Raw genomic sequence first — 242 nt, 5'->3', positions numbered from 1 at the left:
CCCCGACGAAATGCTGGATTTTCCCAAAAAAGTGCTGCTGAACAAAGGCATTAATACGACGCGCCGCAAAAGCGAGCTGACCATTGCCATCATTCAATTGGTTGCCAGCAAACGCTGCATCGCCGCCCTGCCCTATTGGACGGTCATGCCGTATTTGGAAAAAGGCAACGTCGTCCACCGCAAAATAACTTCAGACGGCATGCAGAGAAAACTTTATGCAGCCATTCTTACGGAAGATGCCA

Annotated in this window: 1 pseudogene; it reads left to right on the top strand. The window is 50.0% G+C overall.

Annotation, left to right across the window (positions count from 1 at the left end):
• Nucleotides 1-242: pseudogene (locus ACTHSA_RS10865) on the top strand (LysR family transcriptional regulator); the annotation flags it as partial.

It is taken from the genome of Neisseria sp. P0008.S002 (genome assembly GCF_051962805.1).
Lineage (GTDB): Bacteria > Pseudomonadota > Gammaproteobacteria > Burkholderiales > Neisseriaceae > Neisseria > Neisseria perflava.
This window is presented reverse-complemented; position numbering and strand designations above follow the sequence as displayed.